The sequence below is a fragment of the Pseudoalteromonas sp. APC 3224 genome, assembly GCF_030407535.1.
Classification (GTDB): domain Bacteria; phylum Pseudomonadota; class Gammaproteobacteria; order Enterobacterales; family Alteromonadaceae; genus Pseudoalteromonas.
This window is the reverse complement of sequence record NZ_JASDDF010000049.1, coordinates 1-19,361: the sequence shown is the minus strand read 5'-3', so window position 1 is coordinate 19,361 and position 19,361 is coordinate 1. Positions and strand designations below refer to the sequence as shown.

Annotated in this window: 18 protein-coding genes; 6 read left to right on the top strand and 12 right to left on the bottom strand. The window is 39.5% G+C overall.

What is annotated here, in order from left to right; genetic code table 11:
* Positions 1-27 precede the first annotated feature (27 nt).
* A complete protein-coding gene (locus QL989_RS17900; RefSeq protein WP_290171483.1) occupies positions 28-879 on the top strand; it encodes a LysR family transcriptional regulator in 852 nt (283 codons plus the stop codon).
* Positions 880-1,059: 180 nt separating this feature from the next.
* On the opposite strand, the gene QL989_RS17895 is transcribed toward QL989_RS17900, so the two are convergent.
* The 5 genes from QL989_RS17895 to QL989_RS17875 all read right to left on the bottom strand — a co-directional run bounded on the left by QL989_RS17895 (position 1,060) and on the right by QL989_RS17875 (position 6,165).
* The gene (locus QL989_RS17895; protein ID WP_290171482.1) at positions 1,060-1,740 is read right to left on the bottom strand and encodes a haloacid dehalogenase type II; all 681 of its coding nucleotides are present in this window, start codon (positions 1,738-1,740) and stop codon (positions 1,060-1,062) included.
* A 524-nt stretch (positions 1,741-2,264) separates the two neighbouring features.
* Positions 2,265-3,095, bottom strand: coding sequence for a hypothetical protein (locus QL989_RS17890; RefSeq protein WP_290171481.1), 831 nt, complete (start codon positions 3,093-3,095; stop codon positions 2,265-2,267).
* 49 nt (positions 3,096-3,144) lie between these two features.
* Entirely contained in the window at positions 3,145-3,306 is a 162-nt protein-coding gene (locus tag QL989_RS17885; RefSeq protein ID WP_290171480.1) for a hypothetical protein, read from the bottom strand.
* 812 nt (positions 3,307-4,118) lie between these two features.
* Positions 4,119-5,159, bottom strand: coding sequence for a methionine synthase (locus tag QL989_RS17880; RefSeq protein WP_290171479.1), 1,041 nt, complete (start codon positions 5,157-5,159; stop codon positions 4,119-4,121).
* Between the two features lie 31 nt (positions 5,160-5,190).
* Positions 5,191-6,165, bottom strand: coding sequence for a DUF1852 domain-containing protein (locus QL989_RS17875; protein ID WP_008110817.1), 975 nt, complete (start codon positions 6,163-6,165; stop codon positions 5,191-5,193).
* A 445-nt stretch (positions 6,166-6,610) separates the two neighbouring features.
* Between QL989_RS17875 and QL989_RS17870 the strand changes: the two genes are divergently transcribed.
* Complete coding sequence (locus QL989_RS17870) at positions 6,611-7,420, top strand: sulfite exporter TauE/SafE family protein (RefSeq protein WP_290171477.1); 810 nt, start codon at positions 6,611-6,613, stop codon at positions 7,418-7,420.
* A 65-nt stretch (positions 7,421-7,485) separates the two neighbouring features.
* The gene (locus QL989_RS17865; RefSeq protein WP_290171475.1) at positions 7,486-7,860 is read left to right on the top strand and encodes a hypothetical protein; all 375 of its coding nucleotides are present in this window, start codon (positions 7,486-7,488) and stop codon (positions 7,858-7,860) included.
* A gap of 69 nt (positions 7,861-7,929) precedes the next feature.
* On the opposite strand, the gene nhaR is transcribed toward QL989_RS17865, so the two are convergent.
* Positions 7,930-8,823 carry a transcriptional activator NhaR gene (gene nhaR, locus QL989_RS17860; RefSeq protein WP_290171474.1) on the bottom strand — a complete coding sequence of 298 codons (894 nt, stop codon included), beginning with the start codon at positions 8,821-8,823 and terminating at the stop codon, positions 7,930-7,932.
* 109 nt (positions 8,824-8,932) lie between these two features.
* On the opposite strand from nhaR, the gene QL989_RS17855 reads away from it, so the two are divergent.
* Complete coding sequence (locus QL989_RS17855; RefSeq protein WP_008110823.1) at positions 8,933-9,244, top strand: hypothetical protein; 312 nt, start codon at positions 8,933-8,935, stop codon at positions 9,242-9,244.
* A 225-nt stretch (positions 9,245-9,469) separates the two neighbouring features.
* On the opposite strand, the gene QL989_RS17850 is transcribed toward QL989_RS17855, so the two are convergent.
* Both QL989_RS17850 and QL989_RS17845 read right to left on the bottom strand, forming a co-directional pair.
* The gene (locus tag QL989_RS17850) at positions 9,470-10,411 is read right to left on the bottom strand and encodes a glyoxylate/hydroxypyruvate reductase A (protein WP_138595343.1); all 942 of its coding nucleotides are present in this window, start codon (positions 10,409-10,411) and stop codon (positions 9,470-9,472) included.
* Positions 10,408-10,824 (bottom strand): VOC family protein, encoded by a 417-nt coding sequence (locus QL989_RS17845; RefSeq protein WP_290171473.1) that lies wholly within the window; start codon positions 10,822-10,824, stop codon positions 10,408-10,410. Before QL989_RS17845 ends, QL989_RS17850 begins: the two co-directional genes overlap by 4 nt.
* 100 nt (positions 10,825-10,924) lie before the next feature.
* Between QL989_RS17845 and QL989_RS17840 the strand changes: the two genes are divergently transcribed.
* Positions 10,925-11,791 carry a LysR family transcriptional regulator gene (locus QL989_RS17840; protein ID WP_290171472.1) on the top strand — a complete coding sequence of 289 codons (867 nt, stop codon included), beginning with the start codon at positions 10,925-10,927 and terminating at the stop codon, positions 11,789-11,791.
* A 332-nt stretch (positions 11,792-12,123) separates the two neighbouring features.
* Here the strand turns inward: QL989_RS17840 and QL989_RS17835 are convergent, their stop codons facing one another.
* Positions 12,124-14,454 carry a S9 family peptidase gene (locus QL989_RS17835; RefSeq protein WP_290171471.1) on the bottom strand — a complete coding sequence of 777 codons (2,331 nt, stop codon included), beginning with the start codon at positions 14,452-14,454 and terminating at the stop codon, positions 12,124-12,126.
* 134 nt (positions 14,455-14,588) lie between these two features.
* Positions 14,589-15,476 carry a LysR family transcriptional regulator gene (locus QL989_RS17830; RefSeq protein WP_290171470.1) on the bottom strand — a complete coding sequence of 296 codons (888 nt, stop codon included), beginning with the start codon at positions 15,474-15,476 and terminating at the stop codon, positions 14,589-14,591.
* A 104-nt stretch (positions 15,477-15,580) separates the two neighbouring features.
* On the opposite strand from QL989_RS17830, the gene QL989_RS17825 reads away from it, so the two are divergent.
* The gene (locus QL989_RS17825) at positions 15,581-16,444 is read left to right on the top strand and encodes an MBL fold metallo-hydrolase (RefSeq protein ID WP_290171469.1); all 864 of its coding nucleotides are present in this window, start codon (positions 15,581-15,583) and stop codon (positions 16,442-16,444) included.
* A 72-nt stretch (positions 16,445-16,516) separates the two neighbouring features.
* Here the strand turns inward: QL989_RS17825 and QL989_RS17820 are convergent, their stop codons facing one another.
* Positions 16,517-17,314 carry a class III extradiol ring-cleavage dioxygenase gene (locus QL989_RS17820; RefSeq protein ID WP_290171468.1) on the bottom strand — a complete coding sequence of 266 codons (798 nt, stop codon included), beginning with the start codon at positions 17,312-17,314 and terminating at the stop codon, positions 16,517-16,519.
* A gap of 104 nt (positions 17,315-17,418) precedes the next feature.
* A complete protein-coding gene (rmuC, locus tag QL989_RS17815) occupies positions 17,419-18,888 on the bottom strand; it encodes a DNA recombination protein RmuC (RefSeq protein WP_290171467.1) in 1,470 nt (489 codons plus the stop codon).
* Positions 18,889-19,361 lie beyond the last annotated feature (473 nt).

The window sequence follows — 19,361 nt, the reverse complement described above, 5'->3', positions numbered from 1 at the left end:
TAATTCTATTTGGTGTGAATAATCCCCATGCAAGTATCACTACAAGCACTCAAAGCCTTTGAAGCTGCGGCGCGTTTAGGCAGTTTTAAAGCCGCCGCGGATGAACTATCGCTCACGCCAACCGCGATTTCGCATCATATAAATAACCTTGAAAACCGTTTAAACGTCGATTTATTTTACCGCCAAGTTAGAAAAATCACTCTTACCCCCACAGGTGAATATTTAAGTGAAGCAACAAGCAACGGCTTTAACCTTATTAATCAAGCGCTAGCTACCGTACAAGCTAAAGGCACCGCCGTTAAAATAACCACTACGTCATCACTGGCCGCACTGCGTTTAATACCCGCATTACAGGAGCTATCAAAAAGTCAGCCCAATCTTGAAGTAGATATATCAACCAGTGAAGCCGTTGATAAGCAATTACACACCTTACCGATTCGCTTTGGCCAGCAGCGCAATATAAACGCTGATGACATTATAAAAACCGAACAATTTAACGTATTCGGCTCATACAAAGCCGCGGATATCCCATGGCAAAATGGCCCAGTTACGCTCTATACCACTAAATGGAAAAACAATGCGCTGAATGAGCCTCCAATTAAACAATGGCTTAATCAAAACAACTTAGATCCTGCGTTATTTAGTATTAAAACCTTTGACCAAGAGCTATTTGGTATTCAAGAAGCTATGGCAGGCTCAGGACTGGCTTTTTGCTCAACCACGCTAGTACAACGATTATTAGACACCGAGTTACTCAAAAACTTTAATACCCACGTAGTTGAATCTGACTTTTGCTACTACATACCTAATAAGCAGCGCTTTGAAAACCGAAATACTCGCCTCGTTTTAGAATGGGTAGAAGGGTTGTTGAGTTTATAAGTTCTGAGCAGCAATCAAAGTACATAATAGCTAAAAGTAGGGGGTTACTGATTTATCTTAGTGCTTTAGACTTTGTCTAATAGGCAAAATAAGGATAACGGGTCAGTCAATGAATTTGATGTCTGAAGTCAAGATTTGACCCCTTTGGTTTTTGGTGTAAATTAACCCCTGCCAACTAAATCACTGGTTATTATTTGCCAGCTTGGTTTTTAAATCATGTAAATTGCACGCCGTTATTGTAGGCTCAAGCTCCCAGGGATCAAAAATAGCCTCACTTGATCGCTGTATCCACGCAGCACGCATACCGTGCGATAACGCCCCAATAACATCAAACGGGTTACTCGATATCAACCAGGTATTAGCGCCTGTTGAATGTGCCTGACGTAAAAAATGACTATAAACACCGGGGTTGGGTTTAAAGGTTTTAATGTCATCGGCGCTCACTACACCTTCAAAAAGCTCACTTATGCCTGCCGTTTCGAGCAAGGTATTTACCGCACTGGCCGCACCATTAGAAAACGCAAACAACCGATAGTTTTGTGCTTTTAAGCTCTCAAGCCCTGCTTTAACGTCATCGAATGCGGGTAGGGTTTTATAGCGTGCTAATAACTGTGCTTTTTGCTCATCGCTTAAAGTTACCTTGTGCAGTAAACACGCATAATTAAGTGCCTGCTCAGTACACACCGAAAACGGCACATAGTTTTGCATTAAGCCACGCCTAAACGAATATTCGAGTTGTTTTTCACGCCAGGTAGTTGAAAATGCGTGCGCGTTATCACCAACCATATTTTCAAGTAACGACACCACGCCATGAGTGTTTATAAGCGTACCGTATACATCAAACGCCAGTGTAATTGCCATTAATGACTCCTGTTTAAATCGTTACGAAAGCGCAATTTTACTACTCAATATTAATCACATTATCAGTTAATAAAGTACAGTAAAAGCACCCGCGTTTGTGCAGTTACTGTAAACCCCCGTTACGGTTTGCTTAAAAATTCCGCATGGCGAGATGGTTTTTAATCAAGTAACAAATTAGCAGCGCTTTATAAACCTAAAAACATTCGCATTGCTTTAGTAAGGGTAGAAGGGTTATTAAACTAATAAGTGTTAGTTAGAAATCAAACTAAGTAATAGCTAAAAGTGGGGGGTTACTGGTTTACTTTATTGTTTTAGACTTTTGCTGATAGGCAAAATATGGATAACGGGTCAGTCAATAAATTTGATGTCAGAAGTCAATATTTGACCCTTTTGGTTTTCCTAATGGGTGCCCCTTGAGTTTCTCAAATAAAGTAGGATGCTTAAAATCGCTTACAGGTGCTTTAACGTATTCTAACTTTTAAAACTAAAAAAGCCCTTGAGCAAGCTTTTTTAGTTTTGTGATTTTATAAATCGCTGAGGGTAAATTTCACATCTGAAGGTTTGGTTTCTTTACGATCATAGCGGTGCCTATCAAAGTGCTTTTTATAGCTAGTGTCATGAAGGTTTGCATGAATCACTTCGCGATGAGGTATTGCGATAGCAAACTTCTTGTAAACACTCATCTTGCTCTTTATTTCAGTATTTTCACCATTAGTTTCATACTCTTCATTTAAAATATGTTCTATAACAGGTTTATAATCAATCAAATAGATTAGGTCTTTCTTTTTATCACATCTATAACCACTCAAAATAGGTAAAAGATGAATGTCGTTACTATCAATACCTATTTCAGAGATGTAGCCTACATATACTTTATTATTAGATAGAGTAAAAGCTATTGGTAAACCATACTCCCAAGAATTAAATGCAAGATGAGTAAACTCAGGTGTTAAATCTTTTCTTGCTGCTTTTTTCCAGCTATTAAAAGTAGGGTTCTCCTGCCGCTTTTTAGCGATCTCATATTTTAACATTGGAATGAACCAACTAATGATAACTGTAAAAATAAGTACAGATATCAAATTCACAGTTTCATGGTCTTGCCCAATAGATGGTGTTAATACATTTAAATGATTACTAAACAATACACCGACAGATTGAAAAAAGCTGAATCGGGCTATAATGTTAGTAAAAATATAAGAACATATAAAAAGTACTAAGCCAGTAGATGCTGCTAACAAAAAAGTATGATACCCATTAGACGAATCGTATTTAGGATAAAGTTTATAATTTGTTTTCCTGTAAATATGTCCAGCAATTGTAATAACTAGAATAAATATAACGGTAGGTTTTATCATTATTTCCCTATAAAAAAAGCGCCACGTTGGCGCTTTTCTTTAATTAGTCTTATTTTACATAAGCCTTAGCTTGCCTAACTTGCTGTTTTACAACTTCACTCTTTGAGAGAGAGTCCAAGTCGGCAATAAAATACTTACCACCAGAAACTTTTACTTTAATTTCGTCTGTATTTTCTTTATACGTAAAAAATTTCTTAATAAATCCAAACATGTTTCACCTCCAAAAAAGGGAAGTGTTCCCTTAACCCAATCCATTGCCACACTTTCCTGTGTGACGGTCACAACTACTTAATGTAATATGGCTAATATAATCCACAAAACAACCATTTTCAATAATAACCTGTGGATAATTTAGTAAAAGACGACACTTTCCCTAGTAAACATCATAATTCTTTGAGCATTTATAAGCACTACTTCAGTAAAAGTCAGTGACGGAAAAATCTTTACACATACTATTTACACTTATGCTATTAAAAGTTAGGTTAATTTTTTAATTTAAGGAAATTCAGAAATAAACGGAGATAACCCAATAGTAAGGCATCATGCTGTATTAGTGAAAGTATAAACTAATACTGTAGAGCTTTATGGTCTGATATTTTTAATATTTCACTTATAAACGAATCTGAACTCTTAATGCACATAAGTAAAGTTTCAAATCTTTCCTATGAAATTTGTCAAAACTGAATACCCTATTCAATTAAACATTACGCCGCATTGGACGAATCAAATTAAGAAGCCAAAGGGGTCAAATATTGAAAATCTTAACTTCAGACATTGTAACTAATGAGCATCTCCAAATGGCACTTTCCACTCAATCAATGATAGCCAGCGGCTCGGTTAGGTTTAATTACTTTTGCTAGGTTTATTGCACTCAACCCAACTAATATTCAACTAACTTAAAACCTTTCCCCTAGCACCTTTTACCTTTCACCTCGTTGTGTAAACCCCCGTTACATTTTGATTAAAAAAGCCACACTTCAACATGTGTTAAGGTGTGGCTTTTTGCAGCAGCTGTAATTAAAATTAAGCGACATTCGCTGCTAATAGTTCGTTACGTACTAACTCTGCGCCTTTGCTTAGGGCGTTAAGTTTGCCGCTTGCGATGTCGCGCGGCAGGGGTGCCATACCGCAGTTGGTACAAGGGTAGAGTTTGTCGGCATCAACGTATTTAAGCGCTTCGCGTAGGGTTTTGGCCACCTCTTCGGGAGTTTCTATGGTATTGGTGGCTACATCGATTGCGCCCACCATTATTTTTTTACCGCGTACGAGTTCGAGTAGCTCTATAGGTACATGTGAGTTTTGGCATTCTAGCGAAATAATATCTATATTCGATTTTTGCAGCTTAGGGAATACCTCTTCGTATTGTCGCCACTCGGTGCCGAGGCTTTTCTTCCAATCGGTGTTGGCTTTAATGCCGTAGCCGTAGCAAATATGCACGGCGGTTTCGCATTTTAACCCCTCAATGGCTCGCTCAAGGCAGGCTATGCCCCAGTCGTTTACCTCGTCAAAAAACACGTTAAAAGCGGGTTCATCAAATTGAATTATGTCGACCCCTGCGGCTTCTAACTCTTTGGCTTCTTGGTTGAGTATTTTAGCAAATTCCCATGCTAGTTTTTCACGGCTTTTATAATGATCGTCATACAGGGTGTCGATCATGGTCATTGGCCCAGGCAGTGCCCATTTAATTGGTTGACTGGTTTGCTGGCGTAAAAACTTGGCGTCTTCAACAAATACCGATTTAGTACGAGACACAGGGCCAACCACTGTGGGTACGCTGGCGTCGTAACGGTCGCGAATTTTAACTGTTTTACGGTTTTCAAAATCAACGCCATTTAAGTGTTCAATAAAGGTGGTTACAAAGTGCTGGCGAGTTTGTTCGCCATCGCTGACTATATCTACGCCTGCAGTTTGTTGCTCGTGCAGGGAAATACGCAGGGCGTCGTGTTTGCCATCAACCAGCTCACTGCCTTGTAATTTCCACGGTGACCATAAGGTTTCGGGCTCAGCAAGCCATGACGGTTTTGGCAAGCTGCCTGCTGATGATGTAGGTAATAGTTTTTTCATAATAAATGCTGCCTTTAATTTTGTTGTGTGATTAAGCGATACTTGCCGAGAACTGCTGCAGCACTGACTGATAAGGCTTAATAAAATGCTGCTCAGTAAATTTACCTTGCTCTACCGCTAATTGACCTCGCTCTGCGCGGTCATACACAATTTGCGTTAACGAATGGTCGTCATTTTTTAAATTCGGTTTATAACGGCTACCAGCGGCGGCGTTGGCGTTATAAATTTCTGGACGATAAATTTTTTGAAACGTTTCCATGGTGCTAATGGTGCTAATTAGTTCAAGGTTGCTGTAGTCGTTAAGTAGGTCACCAAAAAAGTAAAACGCTAACGGCGCAACGCTATTTGGTGGCATAAAGTAGCGCACTTGTAAGCCCATTTTTTTAAAGTATTGCTCTGTTAACGACGACTCATTAGGCTGATACTCTACGCCTAAAATAGGGTGTAAGTTTTCGGTTTGCTGATAGGTTTTGTTATCAGACACGCTTAAGCAAATAACCGGTGGCTTTTTAAAATGCTGTTTATAGGTATTTGAGTTTACAAAGCATTTAAATAACTTGCCGTGTAAGTCACCAAAGTTATCGGGAATGCTAAATTGCGGTTTGCTTTTGTTATGCTCAAGTAGTAACACGCTAAAGTCGTAGTCGCGCACATACGATGAAAAGTTATTACCCACCATGCCCTCAATTCGCTCGTTGGTTTGACGGTCAATAATATTGGTTTTTAATACCTCAATTGACGGAAATGCCTGGCCACTGCTAGTAATATCTAAATCAACCGAAATGATCTCGAGCTCAATCTCGTAACGATCCCCTTGTGGGTTATCCCAACTGGCCAGTGCATTAAAACGATTGTTGATCATTTTTAGGGTATTACGCAGGTTTTGTTGGCGGCTTTCACCCCTAGCTAAATTAGCGAAATTGGTCGTAATTCGTGTGTTGTTTGATGGGTGGTAGTTTTCATCCAAGTTAGTGCTTTTAATAGTAAATGTAAGATCAGTGCTCATAGCCGTATCCTTTCAATTTGAGTTGTTGCTGCTTTTATCAATGACACATTACTTGCTGTTAAAACCAAACTAACGGGATAACTATAATGGTGCTGTGCAGAGTTAATAAATTTATACGCGCTATGTAGCATGAAGAAAAACGGTATTATTTCAGGTAAAACATGAGCCAGATTCACTCTCTTACTAAGTTGAATGAATAAATTAAGCGAGTAGACACTCCCACTCAGACAAAACCCACTTTAGAAGTCTGGATTTCTAGATGTTTTTACGGGTGTTGTGATTTATTCATACAAAACGTGAGTATTATTCAATGCTCATAAGTACTTAAAGTGCAATTTGCATAAACGGTTGTTGATATACTCGAATAAACTTAGGTGAGCTTAAGCACTTTATTAAGCAGCTCGCCGTCGCAGAACTTTCCACAACATAAGAAGAGACAAAAGGAATGAGTGATTTAATAGTGTTAATTATATACTGCGCCATATTAGGTAGCGGTGTTGGTTTTTTAGCAGGCTTATTAGGAATAGGGGGCGGGCTGGTGATTGTGCCCATACTCAGCATGATATTACTGCACTTTAATGCTTTGCCACCTGAACAAGTAGTGGTGGTTGCCATTGCGACCTCACTGGCCTCTATTTTATTTACCTCGACCTCGTCGGCTATTGCGCATCATAAAAATGGCAATGTACCATGGAATATTGCACCTTGGGTTATGGCAGGCGTTGCCTTTGGTGCGCTCATTAGTGGCTTTATAGCTGCGCTGTTACCCGAGCATGTAGTGCGTTTGGTATTTGCAGTAAGTGTGGTGCTAATTGCACTAAAAATGATTTTTTCAGGTAAGAGTGATTCAGCAATAGCGCGTCCGTTGCCAAGCAAAGGGTTGCTAAGTGTTTATACGACCATAACCGGTGGCTTGTCTGCCATGATAGGTATTGGCGGCGGGGCAGTATTAGTGCCGTTACTGACGTTTTTTTCTGTTGATATGAAAAAAGCCATTGGCTGCGCCTCGGCCTCAGGCATTGTGATAGCGCTGTTTGGTTCAATGGGTTATATCAGCTCAGGCAGCCAGTTATTTACATTAAAACAAGGATTTGCAGGTTTTGTGTATTTGCCCGCTTTATTGGGTATTGTATGCACCTCATGGTTTACTGCGCCGCTCGGTGCTAAAGCCACACACTACTTACCAGTTTCAACCATTAAAAAAATATTTGCCGGCTTATTAATTGTAATGGCAATTAATATGTTTACTCGATAAGGTTAAAGTTCGCAGGCTTGCTTGCGAATATATTTTGAAATAAAAAACTTTAAGGCAAGGATGCTATGAAAATAGTTAAATTAAGGGATAAAGTTAATAAAACAATCTTAAGTGTTGCTTTGTTCTTTTTGATATCACCTATCATAGGGTTAATTACAGGAACTGCTCATCAGCTTGGAACGACAGGCAGCGACTATCAACAAGCATCGTTAATTGATGACCCAGAGCAATACTGGCAAATTATTATCATGCAACTTACTATTACTTTAGCTATCGGTATCCAAGGGTTTATTACATTTCCAGCCTTAATTGCCGCACGCCAAAAAATATTAAAGTTTAGAGATAACAATAAAATAGTAGCCAATATCATATTTTATTTGCTCACTCCGATATTCTTTATCGCTTTGTTGATATTTTTAATATATTTATTTGAAGTATGAGAAGTGTAAGGTTTTAGATCCGTAACCCGCACCCCGACGCCCGTTAATCTTAAGACGGTTAACTAAAATCTACGTCATTTGCGCGTGCTTTATAAATTCATCATAAATACTGTCTTTAATTAGCCTGTCAGGCGTAAAAGCATAATAATGCTGATAAACATTATCAATTGTACCAATGTAATTAACGCCGTAATGGCGCTCTACTTCGGCTCTTACCAAAATAGGCGCAGGGAATATACCAAACCCTTGCTCACCTAACGACTTCATTAATGCGCTGTCGTCAACATGGCCTGCTATTGTCATTTCAATCTCTTGCTCTTGCAGCCAATAATAAATAGCCCGCGCGACGGGGCTTTCTTTTGCGGGGAGCACTAAGGGCTTGTTATTTAAAGACTGCGGAAACTGCTTATGTAACTGCGAATGCCATGTCTCGTTACCAAAAAGAGCGATTTGGCTTTTACCTATTTCATGGCAAAACGCCTTAAATGGCAAGGTGGTATCGAGTGGTTTATCGGCTAACACTAAGTCGAGCTTATGAATCGCCATTTGTGCAAGCAGCTCATCTTGTTGGCCGTCAATACAGTGCAAGTTGGTAATACGGTCGTTATTAATTAAAGGCGCTAGCCACTTCGACACCAGTGATTTAGGCAACACGTCTGAAATACCCACCTTTAACGTTCGTGAGTATTGCGTGGTATCACCTTGCGTGGTTTCTAGCCATTCGTGAGCAATAGCAAACATATCATTGGTGTATTGCTGAGTTACATGGCCAAACTCCGTTAACTGTAGGCCTCGCCCTTGGCGAACAAACAGTGGTTTTCCTAATCGTTGCTCTAAGTTAGTAATTTGCGAGCTGACCGTTTGCGGCGTTAAATTAAGTATTTTACTCGCCGCTGCAATACTGCCGTGCTTACTTACCTGCCAAAAATAATATAAGTGATTGTAGTTGATGTTGGTAATCATTCGAAAATACCTGTTTTAAAGTAAGAAATAATCAGCTTTTTCCTTTGCCACTAAGTTAGTAGATTACAGTCATGCCTGCAACATAGTTACTATTAAAAGGTGTAATTGCATGAAGCTAAAACTTACAGTTAAAAACAAGATAATTAACGCAAGTGAAAAGATGTCGCTTTTGAAGTTGATAAAAAGCCAATTGGCAAAACATGCTTTAAATATTCGTAAAGTAGAGATTCAAATAAATGATCTTTCGAGTGAGCGCCACGGCACTTTGCAGCAATGCAAAATTAATATTCTTTTGCCTGGGCTACCCAGTATTAATGTAAATACAAAAGGAAGAAGTATGCTGCAAGCGATAAAGCGGGCACTTAAAAGTTTGCAGCACATTCTCGTTAATAAGTATCAACCTTCGCAACCAAGCTCTTAATTTTTATTAATATCGCACTTGCAGTGGCATGGATGCTACTCTTTTAATACGACTCTAATTCCAAGCCATGTTTAGTATTAAACGATTCACTTATTACCTGTTGAGCCTTTAGCGCATTGCTATTGAGCAAAGCCGCCTTTCTTTGTTGGGTTTCGTTACACTCTACCCAACTTATGCTTTGTAAACCCCCGCACCATTTTGATTACAGAAGATTAAAATATTCTTTTAATATCCAGCGCTAACGTTTACGGGGTTAGGAATAACATTATTCTCTCGATACTTTTCTATATTTTGAGCAACAACTTTAGTTGCCGAAGAAATATTGGTTGGAGCTGAGATGTGCGGTAACACTGTAATATTAGTATTACTCCAAATAGGATCTGACGATTCTAAAGGTTCTTTTTCAAATACATCCAGAACAGCATGAGATAAATGCCTCGTTTCTAGTAACTCCAGTAAGCCTTTCATGTCAACCACAGCGCCACGTGAGAAATTTATAAGCTTTGCTCCAGTAGGAAGTTCACTTAATAACGCTTTACCAAGAAGATGATAAGTATGCTGTGTTAGTGGTAATAAATTGATCAGAATATCTGTTTTGCTTAACATCTTTTGCAAACCACTAAAGCTTGAGTAACTACTAATACCATTAAACTGCTTTTTAGTTCTGCTCCAACAGCTTACTTGATAATCTAATTTTTTAAGCATACCTAAAGCTGCAATGCCAAGTTTGCCTGCACCCAATATACTCACTCGGAGCTCGTTTGATGTCACACAAGGTAATTGGTTCCATTGCTTATTATTTTGCTGTTGAGCGTACTCAGGCATATTCCGTTGTAAATATAGAGTCCAAGCAAGAACTGATTCAGCCATCGTTTTTGATAACTGTGGATCATCTAATTTAACCAATTTTACCTGTTTTCTAGGTAAATCATTAATTAATCGCTCTACACCTGCCCATAAGCTTTGTACCCATACTAAATTAACAAACCTTTCTAGGTCTTTTGGATCTGGGTTTGCAACAATTGCAATATCAACATCTTTAACCTGTGATTCACTAATCTGATGAGGCAAGAGTATTGTTTCATTAGTTAACTGTTTTTTAAGCATAGTTAACCATTGAGACTGAACCTCTACATTTAATCTACTTACGAAAACAATAATTCTCATGTATTAAAAACCTCATCCATTTGTAAAAAACCCTTAAGCTCTATTGGATTTCCAAACGGATCTAGAAAGAACATAGTGTATTGCTCTCCAAGTTGGCCTTTAAAACGAAGTGATGGCGGAATAATAAATTCAATGTTTGCGGTTTTTAACTTTTCCGCTAATCGCTTCCACATATTTATAGGCAAGATTACACCAAAGTGTGGCATAGGTACCGCGGTACCATCAACTTTACCGGTATACTCTGAACTCAATGGGATGCCTATGTGCAAAGATAATTGATGTCCGAAAAAATTGAAATCAACCCAGCTTTCGGTACTTCTCCCCTGTTCTGCACCCAATAAGTCACCATAGAAATCGCATGCTTTTTTCAAGTCTGTGACATTTAACGCTAAATGAAAGATCGCTTTTTCCATGAAGAATCCTAGTTAATTTAAATATAATTTAACTATAAAATAGCATTCAAACACCGAAAGATTTACTATATTATTTTTACTTCGACCATAAGAATTTGTTTTGGACATTCGTTTTATATCAAGCTTAATAGAAGTTGTTGATACTGGTTCAATTGCGGCTGCCGCTAGGAATCAAATGTTAACTCCTGCAGCTGTTAGTCAGAGAATTAAAGCATTAGAAAACTCTTTGGCTTGCAAGTTACTCAACCGTGCAGGACACAGCGCAACTCCAACGTCAGAATGTTTAAAGATTTTACCTAGATTAAAACGCTTAGTTTCTGAAGTTGATGCTCTTCAAAGTGACTTAGATGAGACTGGTTTATCTGGAGAGTTAAAATTAGGTGCCATTTCAACGGTGCTAACCGGATTATTACCCAGTACAATTCAATATTTGACGACAAGTGCTCCTAACCTTTCTTTACAGATATTTCCAGGGACGTCTGCTTATTTATATAAACAACTGGTCGAAAAAAAGTTAGATGCCATTATAATTGTTACACCTCCATTTATTTGTCCAAAATACCTAAAAATAACACCTCTTTATTCTGAAAAGCTTGGCTTTGTGTGCAGCTTAGAAAATAAACTTAACGTAGAAGAGTCTTTAATTACAATGCCTTTCATTCAGTATGATCGTTCTGCTTGGGGCGGAGCAATTGCAGACTCATATTTAATTGATAAAGATATTCATGTTAAACCTCTATGTGAAATTGACGCTTTAGAATCAATAGCACTAATGGTGGGTCGCGGTATGGGAGTTTCTTTGATGCCAATATTTAAGGGTTTAGAAGAAGGAAAGCACAATATCAAAGTGTTACCAATTTCAGGAAGTAAATATTTACGCCATATTAGCCTCATCTCTCATTTGAAAGTAGGTAAAGAGCCGCTTATAAAAGCCTTATTAGACGCTATTTTGCAAGATAACCAATAAAGTTCACTAGTACTTTCCTGATTATAAAAGTCACTTGGTTGAAGTTTTAATAAACGGAGGAAGGCTAGCTTTGGCAGAAAGTGAGCAAAATAATTCAGCTACTGAGCATTTGCTTAAAGTCCGAGCAAGTCAACTACAAGAGATATCAATCTCACGCACGGTTCAGCAAATATTACCGCTTATATATATCGATAAATTAAACTTTTCGAGTATAAGTATCAGTAACTAAAAATCTTTAAACCCCGCTGTAAACCCCCATTACATTTTGATTAAAAAAGCCACACACTATTTGTTAGTGTGTGGCTTTTTAGTATTTAAACTAACTAATCAAACTACTGATTCAATAGATTCTTCTCAAAAAACTCGGCCATCATGGTGTGATAGTGCAGGGCGGTGCCTTTACCTTCACGTAGGCTATGTGAGCGGTTAGGGTATGAGAAAAACTCAAACTGCTTGTTATGCTTTACAAGCTCATCAATTAAGCGTTCTGAGCCTTGATAATGCACGTTATCATCGCCTGTGCCGTGAATAAGCAATAGCTTACCGGTTAGGTTTTTAGCAAAGGTAATCGGCGAGGTGTTATCGTAACTCTCAGGATCGGTGTTTGGGTTGCCCGCATAACGCTCTTGGTAAATGGTGTCGTACAAACGTATATCTGGCACCGGTGCTGAGGCAATGCCCACTTTAAATTTATCACCGTGGCGGAACAGTAAGTTAAGGGTTGAACTACCGCCACCTGAATGGCCCCACACGCCAACACGGTCGGTGTCGATTACATCCCAACGTTTGGCCATCGCATCTAGCGCATCAACTTGATCTTGCACGGTAATTGAGCCGATTTTTTTATAAATCGATTTGCGCCAATCGCGGCCTTTTGGTGCACGTGTACCACGGTTATCAACCGATGCCACAATAAAGCCTTTTTGCGTTAACAGTGATTTATACAGGTAACTGTTGCCTTCCCAGCGATCTTGCACGGTAGAGCCCCATGGTTCGCCGTATACGTAAAACACAATTGGGTATTTTTTACTTTTATCCATGTTCTCTGGGAACATAATGTAGCCGTCAAGCTCGGTGCCATCTTGCGCGTTTACTTTGAAAAACTCATGCTTTGGTAAGCTTTGCTCAGCCAGCTTTTGTTTAAGCTTTGTATTTTCAACTAAGGTTTTTACATTACTATGATCTGCCACTTTAATAATCTCTTTAGTCGGTGGCTTACCAAATTTTGAGTAAGTGTGCATAGCCCATGAGGCATCTTTTGACATGTAGTAGCTGTTTGAGCCTTCAAACTCAGCAGGTGTGACCCGTACCGGTTTGCTGCTGCCATCAAGCGGTGTGCTGTATAAATAACGCTGACCAGGATCGTTTGGCGAGGCAATAAAATACATTACGTTTTTATCTTCATTGATGCTCAGCATATCAATAATGTCGTAATTGCCTGGGGTTAGGTCGATAATAGTTTTGCCATCGCGCGATACACGGTAAAGATGACGCCAGCCGTCGCGTTCGCTATGCCAAATAAAAAACTCACCGTCTTTTGACCAGTTGGCTTTATAAAACCATTCGATAAACGCATCGTCTTTGTCTTCTAAAATTTTAGTCAGTTGCTGCTTTTGCCAATCAAACAACCACACTTTGTTATGGCTTTGTGGGCGGTTTAAGTCTTGAATCATTAATTCATTACCGGTGCCTGCCCAGCTAATACGCGGAATATAACGGTCGCGGTTATCGCCTTCAAGCTCAGCCCAACGGGTTTGTTTGTCGCTAAGGCTTACCACACCAACACGCACGGCAGAGTTGGTTTCACCGGCTTTAGGATAAGGGAATTCTTTTAGGGTAGGGTACAGTTCGTCAGTGTTGTTGATCATAGTGAAAAATTTAACGTCACTAGTATCAAGCTGCCAATAGGCGATTGATTTGTTGTCGGGGCTCCAACGAAAACCATCGGCAATAGTAAACTCTTCTTCGTATACCCAATCAAAATTACCGTTAACAATGGTGGCACTGCCATCGGTTGTGAGCGCAGTTACATCGTTACTACCAACCGCTTGCATATAAATATTGTTGTCGCGTACGTAAGCCACTTTTGAGCTATCTGGCGAGAACTTAGCAAACATTAACTTAGTTGGCTCAACGTCTTTACCACCTAATTGCTGTAATTGGTTTGTCTCAAGGTTAAGTAACCAAAAGTCGCCTCTGCTGCGCGAACGCCAAACTTGCTCGCTGTTGGTAAATACCATCAACCATTTACCGTCTTTTGACCACTGATAGCTTTCGATTGCAAATGGCTCGTCTGCGCCCTCTGGCAACAGCTTTTCAAACTCAACCAATACTTTACGGCCTGTGCCGTCAGCATTGTAAAATACAATGTCGTTGCCTTTTACGCCGTGCTCTTTTTCGTCATCGGCGTTGTTATCATCTTCTTTTTCGCTTTCGCGATCTTCAAGCACAGTGTAGCCAGTACCATCGTCTAGCCACTTAAAGTAAGTGCTTCGCTGGGTTTTAAATTCTTTATCTTTATAAATTTGCGTTAGGCTTAATGGGTTATTCACGGTGCTCATCGCTGTATTATTGTTGGTTGTTATGCTGGTACTTGAACATGCTTGCAAGCCTAAGCCCGCAACAATGGCCAGTGCCAAGCCCGATATTTTGATCAGATTCATTATTATTGTTCCTTGGGTCTGCTGACCTTTATAGATTAAGGCGCTTATTACATTTACTGTAACAAAATAACCTACACAATATCAGCATGCTTAACGCACAAAGCTATGGTTTAAACCCAAACTTTTATAATTAATTACCATGCTGGATTTTTAAATTCATCACTGAGCGTGTCGATTAGTGCTCTTACTGTTGCCGATAAATGCTGACGAGAAGGGTAAAGCACATATATTTTCATTGGGTTTAATGTCCATGGCGCTAATACACGCTGCAAGCGACCATCAAGTATATATTGATTTGCCAAATACGTAGGCTGTACTGAAATACCACCACCGGCTATAGCTGCATGAAGTAATGTGGTGGCCTCGTTTGCACTTAAATTGCATTTAACATCAACAGATTGAAACTCATCCCCGTTGTGTAAATGCCAAATATATCGGTCAAAGTTTTTATAGCCTAAACACTGATGAGCACTTAACTGTTGTGGTGTCGTTATTGGCGGATAATCAGCAAGGTAGCTGGCTGAGGCCACTAATATAGATTCACACTCGGTAATAGGTTTACCTATTAACGAAGGATCAGGATTGGCTGCAATACGTATTGCTAAATCAACACGTTGCTCTATTAGATCTGTGGTTGAGTCTTCAAGATCTATGTCTATTTGCACGTTAGGATGACGTTTCATAAAGCGTGTAAATATAGGGGCTAATTGCGCAAAACCTAACGACATACTGGTCGCTACTCGTATTTTACCTGACAACTGTTGCTGGCTTTTTGTTTGTTCAACTAAACGGTTAGCCTGTGCTAACCATTGCTCTATTTCGGGTAAACAGGCCTCGCCGGCGGTGGTAAGCGTTACTTTACGGGTAGTGCGATGCAATAAGCGCGTATTTAACCAAGCCTCTGCCGACTCAATATGACGAGTAACCATAGGGCGTGACATTTCAAGGCGTTCTGCGCTTGCTGTAAAACTGCCTGAGTAGGCAACATCCACAAAAACCTGCGCTGCGGTGAGTTTATCCATAGTATTTGTACGATTTATGAAACAATGATGCTAATTATTGGTTGTTTTTCTGAACATATCAAACCTTTATTATGCTCGCATTAACAACCAATGATGAGAATACCATGAACCTACGCACTCTTTTATTAAGTACACTATTAGCCAGTAATATCGCTATTGCAGACGAAACCCCATTAACCCTTGATGTGTATAACGCTGACAGCAATAGCTTTCATGTTAATGCCACGCTGGTTTATGGCCGTACCGATGCAATTTTAATTGATACCGGATTTACCAAAGCAGATGCACTGCGCATTGCCGCCAAAGTAATTGACTCTGGTAAACAACTAAAAACTATTTTTATTAGCCAAGCCGATCCTGATTACTACTTTGGCGCTGAGGTGTTACAGCAGTTTTTTCCTGACGCAGAGATTATAACCACACCGGCAGTGCACCAAAAAATAGCAGCAAAGCTTAAAGGTAAACTTGCTTTTTGGACGCCAAAAATGGGTGAAAACGCCCCAAAAAATCCCGTTGTTCCTAAGGTATTTAATGGTAATAACTTAAAAATAGAAGGCCACAGCATAGAAATTCGTGGCACAGAGGGTGAGCATAATCATCGTCCTTATTTATGGATACCTGATAACAAAGCTATTTTAGGAAATGTGGCTGTATACGCTAATGTTCATTTATGGATGGCCGATGCGCAAACTCAAGCAGCGCAAAATGCATGGGCAAAGCAACTTAATGAAATGAAAGCACTCAACCCTGACGTGGTGATCCCTGGGCATATGAAAGCAGGCACTCAATTAGATGCTGAAAATATTGATTTTTCAATCCAGTATTTAAAGGATTTTGCACACGCTAAGCAAAGTAGTAATAGCAGTAAACTGCTGATAGATAAAATGACCAACTCATACCCAGAGGCTGTATTACCTATGGCTCTTAGCATTGGTGCTAAAGTTCATAAAGGCGAAATGAAATGGTAATTGCCGCTTAACCGCTGCAATAAATGCAGTAGAACCAAAAAACACGCCTAGTAAAGTCTGGCGTGTTTTTTATTATTGCCACAAATACATACTGGCTCGCTTATTAGCAATATTTAATTCAAATACCTCAGTGCTTGAACACATAGCAGCGCCATAGCATACATGTAGTGGTAACAAGTGCTCTTCTCTGGGGTGATTAAAGCGTGCAGCTGGAGCTTGCTGCCATGCTAATAATTGCTGTTCACGCTGATGCTCGGTTAATGTTTGATCTGCGATTGTGCTTACCAGCCAATTTTCAAATGCCTGATTTTGCTGATTAACATCGCTTGATTGGGTAACACCAAAAGCGCGCATATTATGGAAGGTAAAGCCTGAGCCTATAATTAATAAGTTATCGTAATCAATACTTTGCAACGCTTTACCAATTTCAACATGCAACAGCGGATCAAGGCTTGGATGCAAGGATATTTGCACACAGGGAATATCGGCCTCTGGGTACATAATTTTTAACGGCACAAACATACCGTGATCGTAGCCACGCTGTGGATCGAGTTTTGAGTCAATATTACGTGTTGCGAGCGCTTGTTGTACTAAATTAGCAAGTTGCGGCTGGCCAGCACAAGGGTAAGTTAATTGATACGCCTGCTTAGGAAAACCATAGTAATCGTAAATAAGCGGCGGTGAAGAGTGCGCCGTTATACTAATTGGTTGAGCTTCCCAATGTGCGCTGACCATTAAGATAGCAGAAGGCTTTGGGATTTTAGCGGCAACTTGTTCTAAGCAGGCTCGCATTTCTGCATGGTTGGCATCACCTAGTAATGGCATTGGGCCGCCACCATGTGAAATGAAAAAAACGGTTGGGCGTTGCATGTGGTTAATCCTAAAGGACAGATATTATTATAGTGCCTGCGCAGTTAGTAAATAACTAGCCACATAAACGCACAACCTCAGTGCGCAAAAATTATGTGCGGTGTTTATTCATCAAGCTCTAAGTGAGCGCGTTCAACGCTTTCTTGAGGTAACTCTTTTTGCACCGATACACCAAGCTCCTTAAATTCTGAGGCTTGTTTAATTAAGTTACCTTTACCACGGTATAACTGAGAAAATGCTTTATCGTAAGTTTCTTTGGCTTTATCAAGCTGTTTACCCACGCCTTCCATACTGGTTAAAAAGCCGTTGAGTTTACTGTAAAAACGCTCAGCACGATTAGCCAGCTCTTTTGAATATTTAGTTTGCTCTTCAAAGCGCCATAACTGTTTAACAATATTTAAACTGGTTAGCAGGGTAGTAGGGGTAGCAACCAAAATGTTTTTTTCTATTGCTTGCTGGTAAATGTCGCTTTGGTATTTAAGTGCTTCTACAAAGGCGGATTCTATGGGTACAAACATAATAACAACCTCAGGCGAGTTTATTCCTGGTAGGCGGTCATACGATTTACTGGCCAGCTCATTTATACGAGCAGTTACGGCATTTACATGCTCTTTAATCGCTTGTTGAGACTCAAGCTCTGTTTCGGCATTTACATAACGGGTATAGGCATTTAACGATGTTTTTGCATCAATCACTAAGTGGCGACCTTGAGGTAAATACACCACAACATCAGGGCGCATACGGCCGTCTTCGGTATTAAACGACACTTCTCGCTTGTAATCGGTGCCAGCGCGCAGGCCTGCGCTATCAAGCACGTTTTCAAGCATGAGTTCGCCCCAATTACCTTGGGTTTTCTTTTGCCCTTGTAAGGCATTGCTTAGCTTATCGGCCTGCTCGGTAATTGCTTGGCTTTTGGCTTGTAAATGTAATAGCTCGGTTTTAAGTGCTGCACGTTGCTGTAAGTCTTCAACGTGAATAGACTCCATTTTATCTCTAAAGCCTTTTAGCTCACCTTGAACCGGCTTAAGTAACTGCTCTATGCTTTCTTGATTGAGGGTTTTAAATTTTTGCGACTTTTCTTCTAATATTTGGTTAGCTAAATTTTCAAATTCTTTTTTAAGCGTTTCTTTACTTTGCTCTATATGGGCGAGTTGTTCACTAAAATGTTGCTGCTTTTGCTCAAGGGTAGTGCGTATATTATTAAGCTCTACATCGCGCAGATTGTATTGCTCGCGCAGGGCGGTTAGCTCGGCTTCGGCTTTACGCCAATATTGATTATAAAGTTGGCTTTGCTTTTCTTGCTCAGTTAAACGGGTTTTAAAATGCTGAGACTGATCCCGCTGCTCTTGATGTGTAAGTCCTAATAAATCGTGCTCTTCAACCAACGCGGCATATTGGCTTTGTGTTTGCTCATGCTGGCTTTGTAATAACATTAACTGTTGTTGTTGCTCATTTACTTGGCGCTTTATTTTTTTGCTTAATTGCATTGATACAACACCACAAATAGCCATGCCTGTTATAGCGCCAGCACTTACACTTAACCAATCTAAATGGGATAAAAACGAAGTAAACATAAAATAAACTTTTAAAATTTAGTGACATGCCATCATAACGAATAACGCTCTTTAGCAGTAGGGGTAACGCACTAAATTAAGCGCATAAAAAAAGCCAGCTATTAAAGCTGGCTCAATATTACTTAATCAGTAATCAAACAGGGAAATCAACATGAAACTTGTATAACAACACATCACTACAAGCATAATAGTAGACGCGTCCTGATTAAATTAGTTCAAAATAATTTTTAAAAAAGTTGAATTTAGAGCATAAAAAAAGCCAGCTAATAAAGCTGGCTCAATATTACTAAATTAGTAATCAAACAGGGAAATCAACATGAAACTTGTATAACAACATATCAACTACAAGCATATTAATAGACCCAGCTATTATTGATTAGTTCAAAAATATTTTAAAATAAAATAGTTTAAAATATTCAGGCAAAAAAAAGCCAGCGCTGAACTGGCTGGCTTAATCATTACTATGTCTAGTA

Coding starts and splice junctions, on each gene's coding strand:
- QL989_RS17850 (WP_138595343.1), bottom strand. CDS start 10,411: ATGAGAATTATTGTTTTCGTAAGTAGATTAAATGTAGAGGTTCAGTCT.
- QL989_RS17865 (WP_290171475.1), top strand. CDS start 7,486: ATGAAAATAGTTAAATTAAGGGATAAAGTTAATAAAACAATCTTAAGT.
- QL989_RS17870 (WP_290171477.1), top strand. CDS start 6,611: ATGAGTGATTTAATAGTGTTAATTATATACTGCGCCATATTAGGTAGC.
- rmuC (WP_290171467.1), bottom strand. CDS start 18,888: ATGTTTACTTCGTTTTTATCCCATTTAGATTGGTTAAGTGTAAGTGCT.
- QL989_RS17855 (WP_008110823.1), top strand. CDS start 8,933: ATGAAGCTAAAACTTACAGTTAAAAACAAGATAATTAACGCAAGTGAA.
- nhaR (WP_290171474.1), bottom strand. CDS start 8,823: ATGATTACCAACATCAACTACAATCACTTATATTATTTTTGGCAGGTA.
- QL989_RS17825 (WP_290171469.1), top strand. CDS start 15,581: ATGAACCTACGCACTCTTTTATTAAGTACACTATTAGCCAGTAATATC.
- QL989_RS17890 (WP_290171481.1), bottom strand. CDS start 3,095: ATGATAAAACCTACCGTTATATTTATTCTAGTTATTACAATTGCTGGA.
- QL989_RS17820 (WP_290171468.1), bottom strand. CDS start 17,314: ATGCAACGCCCAACCGTTTTTTTCATTTCACATGGTGGCGGCCCAATG.
- QL989_RS17885 (WP_290171480.1), bottom strand. CDS start 3,306: ATGTTTGGATTTATTAAGAAATTTTTTACGTATAAAGAAAATACAGAC.
- QL989_RS17900 (WP_290171483.1), top strand. CDS start 28: ATGCAAGTATCACTACAAGCACTCAAAGCCTTTGAAGCTGCGGCGCGT.
- QL989_RS17830 (WP_290171470.1), bottom strand. CDS start 15,476: ATGGATAAACTCACCGCAGCGCAGGTTTTTGTGGATGTTGCCTACTCA.
- QL989_RS17895 (WP_290171482.1), bottom strand. CDS start 1,740: ATGGCAATTACACTGGCGTTTGATGTATACGGTACGCTTATAAACACT.
- QL989_RS17835 (WP_290171471.1), bottom strand. CDS start 14,454: ATGAATCTGATCAAAATATCGGGCTTGGCACTGGCCATTGTTGCGGGC.
- QL989_RS17875 (WP_008110817.1), bottom strand. CDS start 6,165: ATGAGCACTGATCTTACATTTACTATTAAAAGCACTAACTTGGATGAA.
- QL989_RS17880 (WP_290171479.1), bottom strand. CDS start 5,159: ATGAAAAAACTATTACCTACATCATCAGCAGGCAGCTTGCCAAAACCG.
- QL989_RS17845 (WP_290171473.1), bottom strand. CDS start 10,824: ATGGAAAAAGCGATCTTTCATTTAGCGTTAAATGTCACAGACTTGAAA.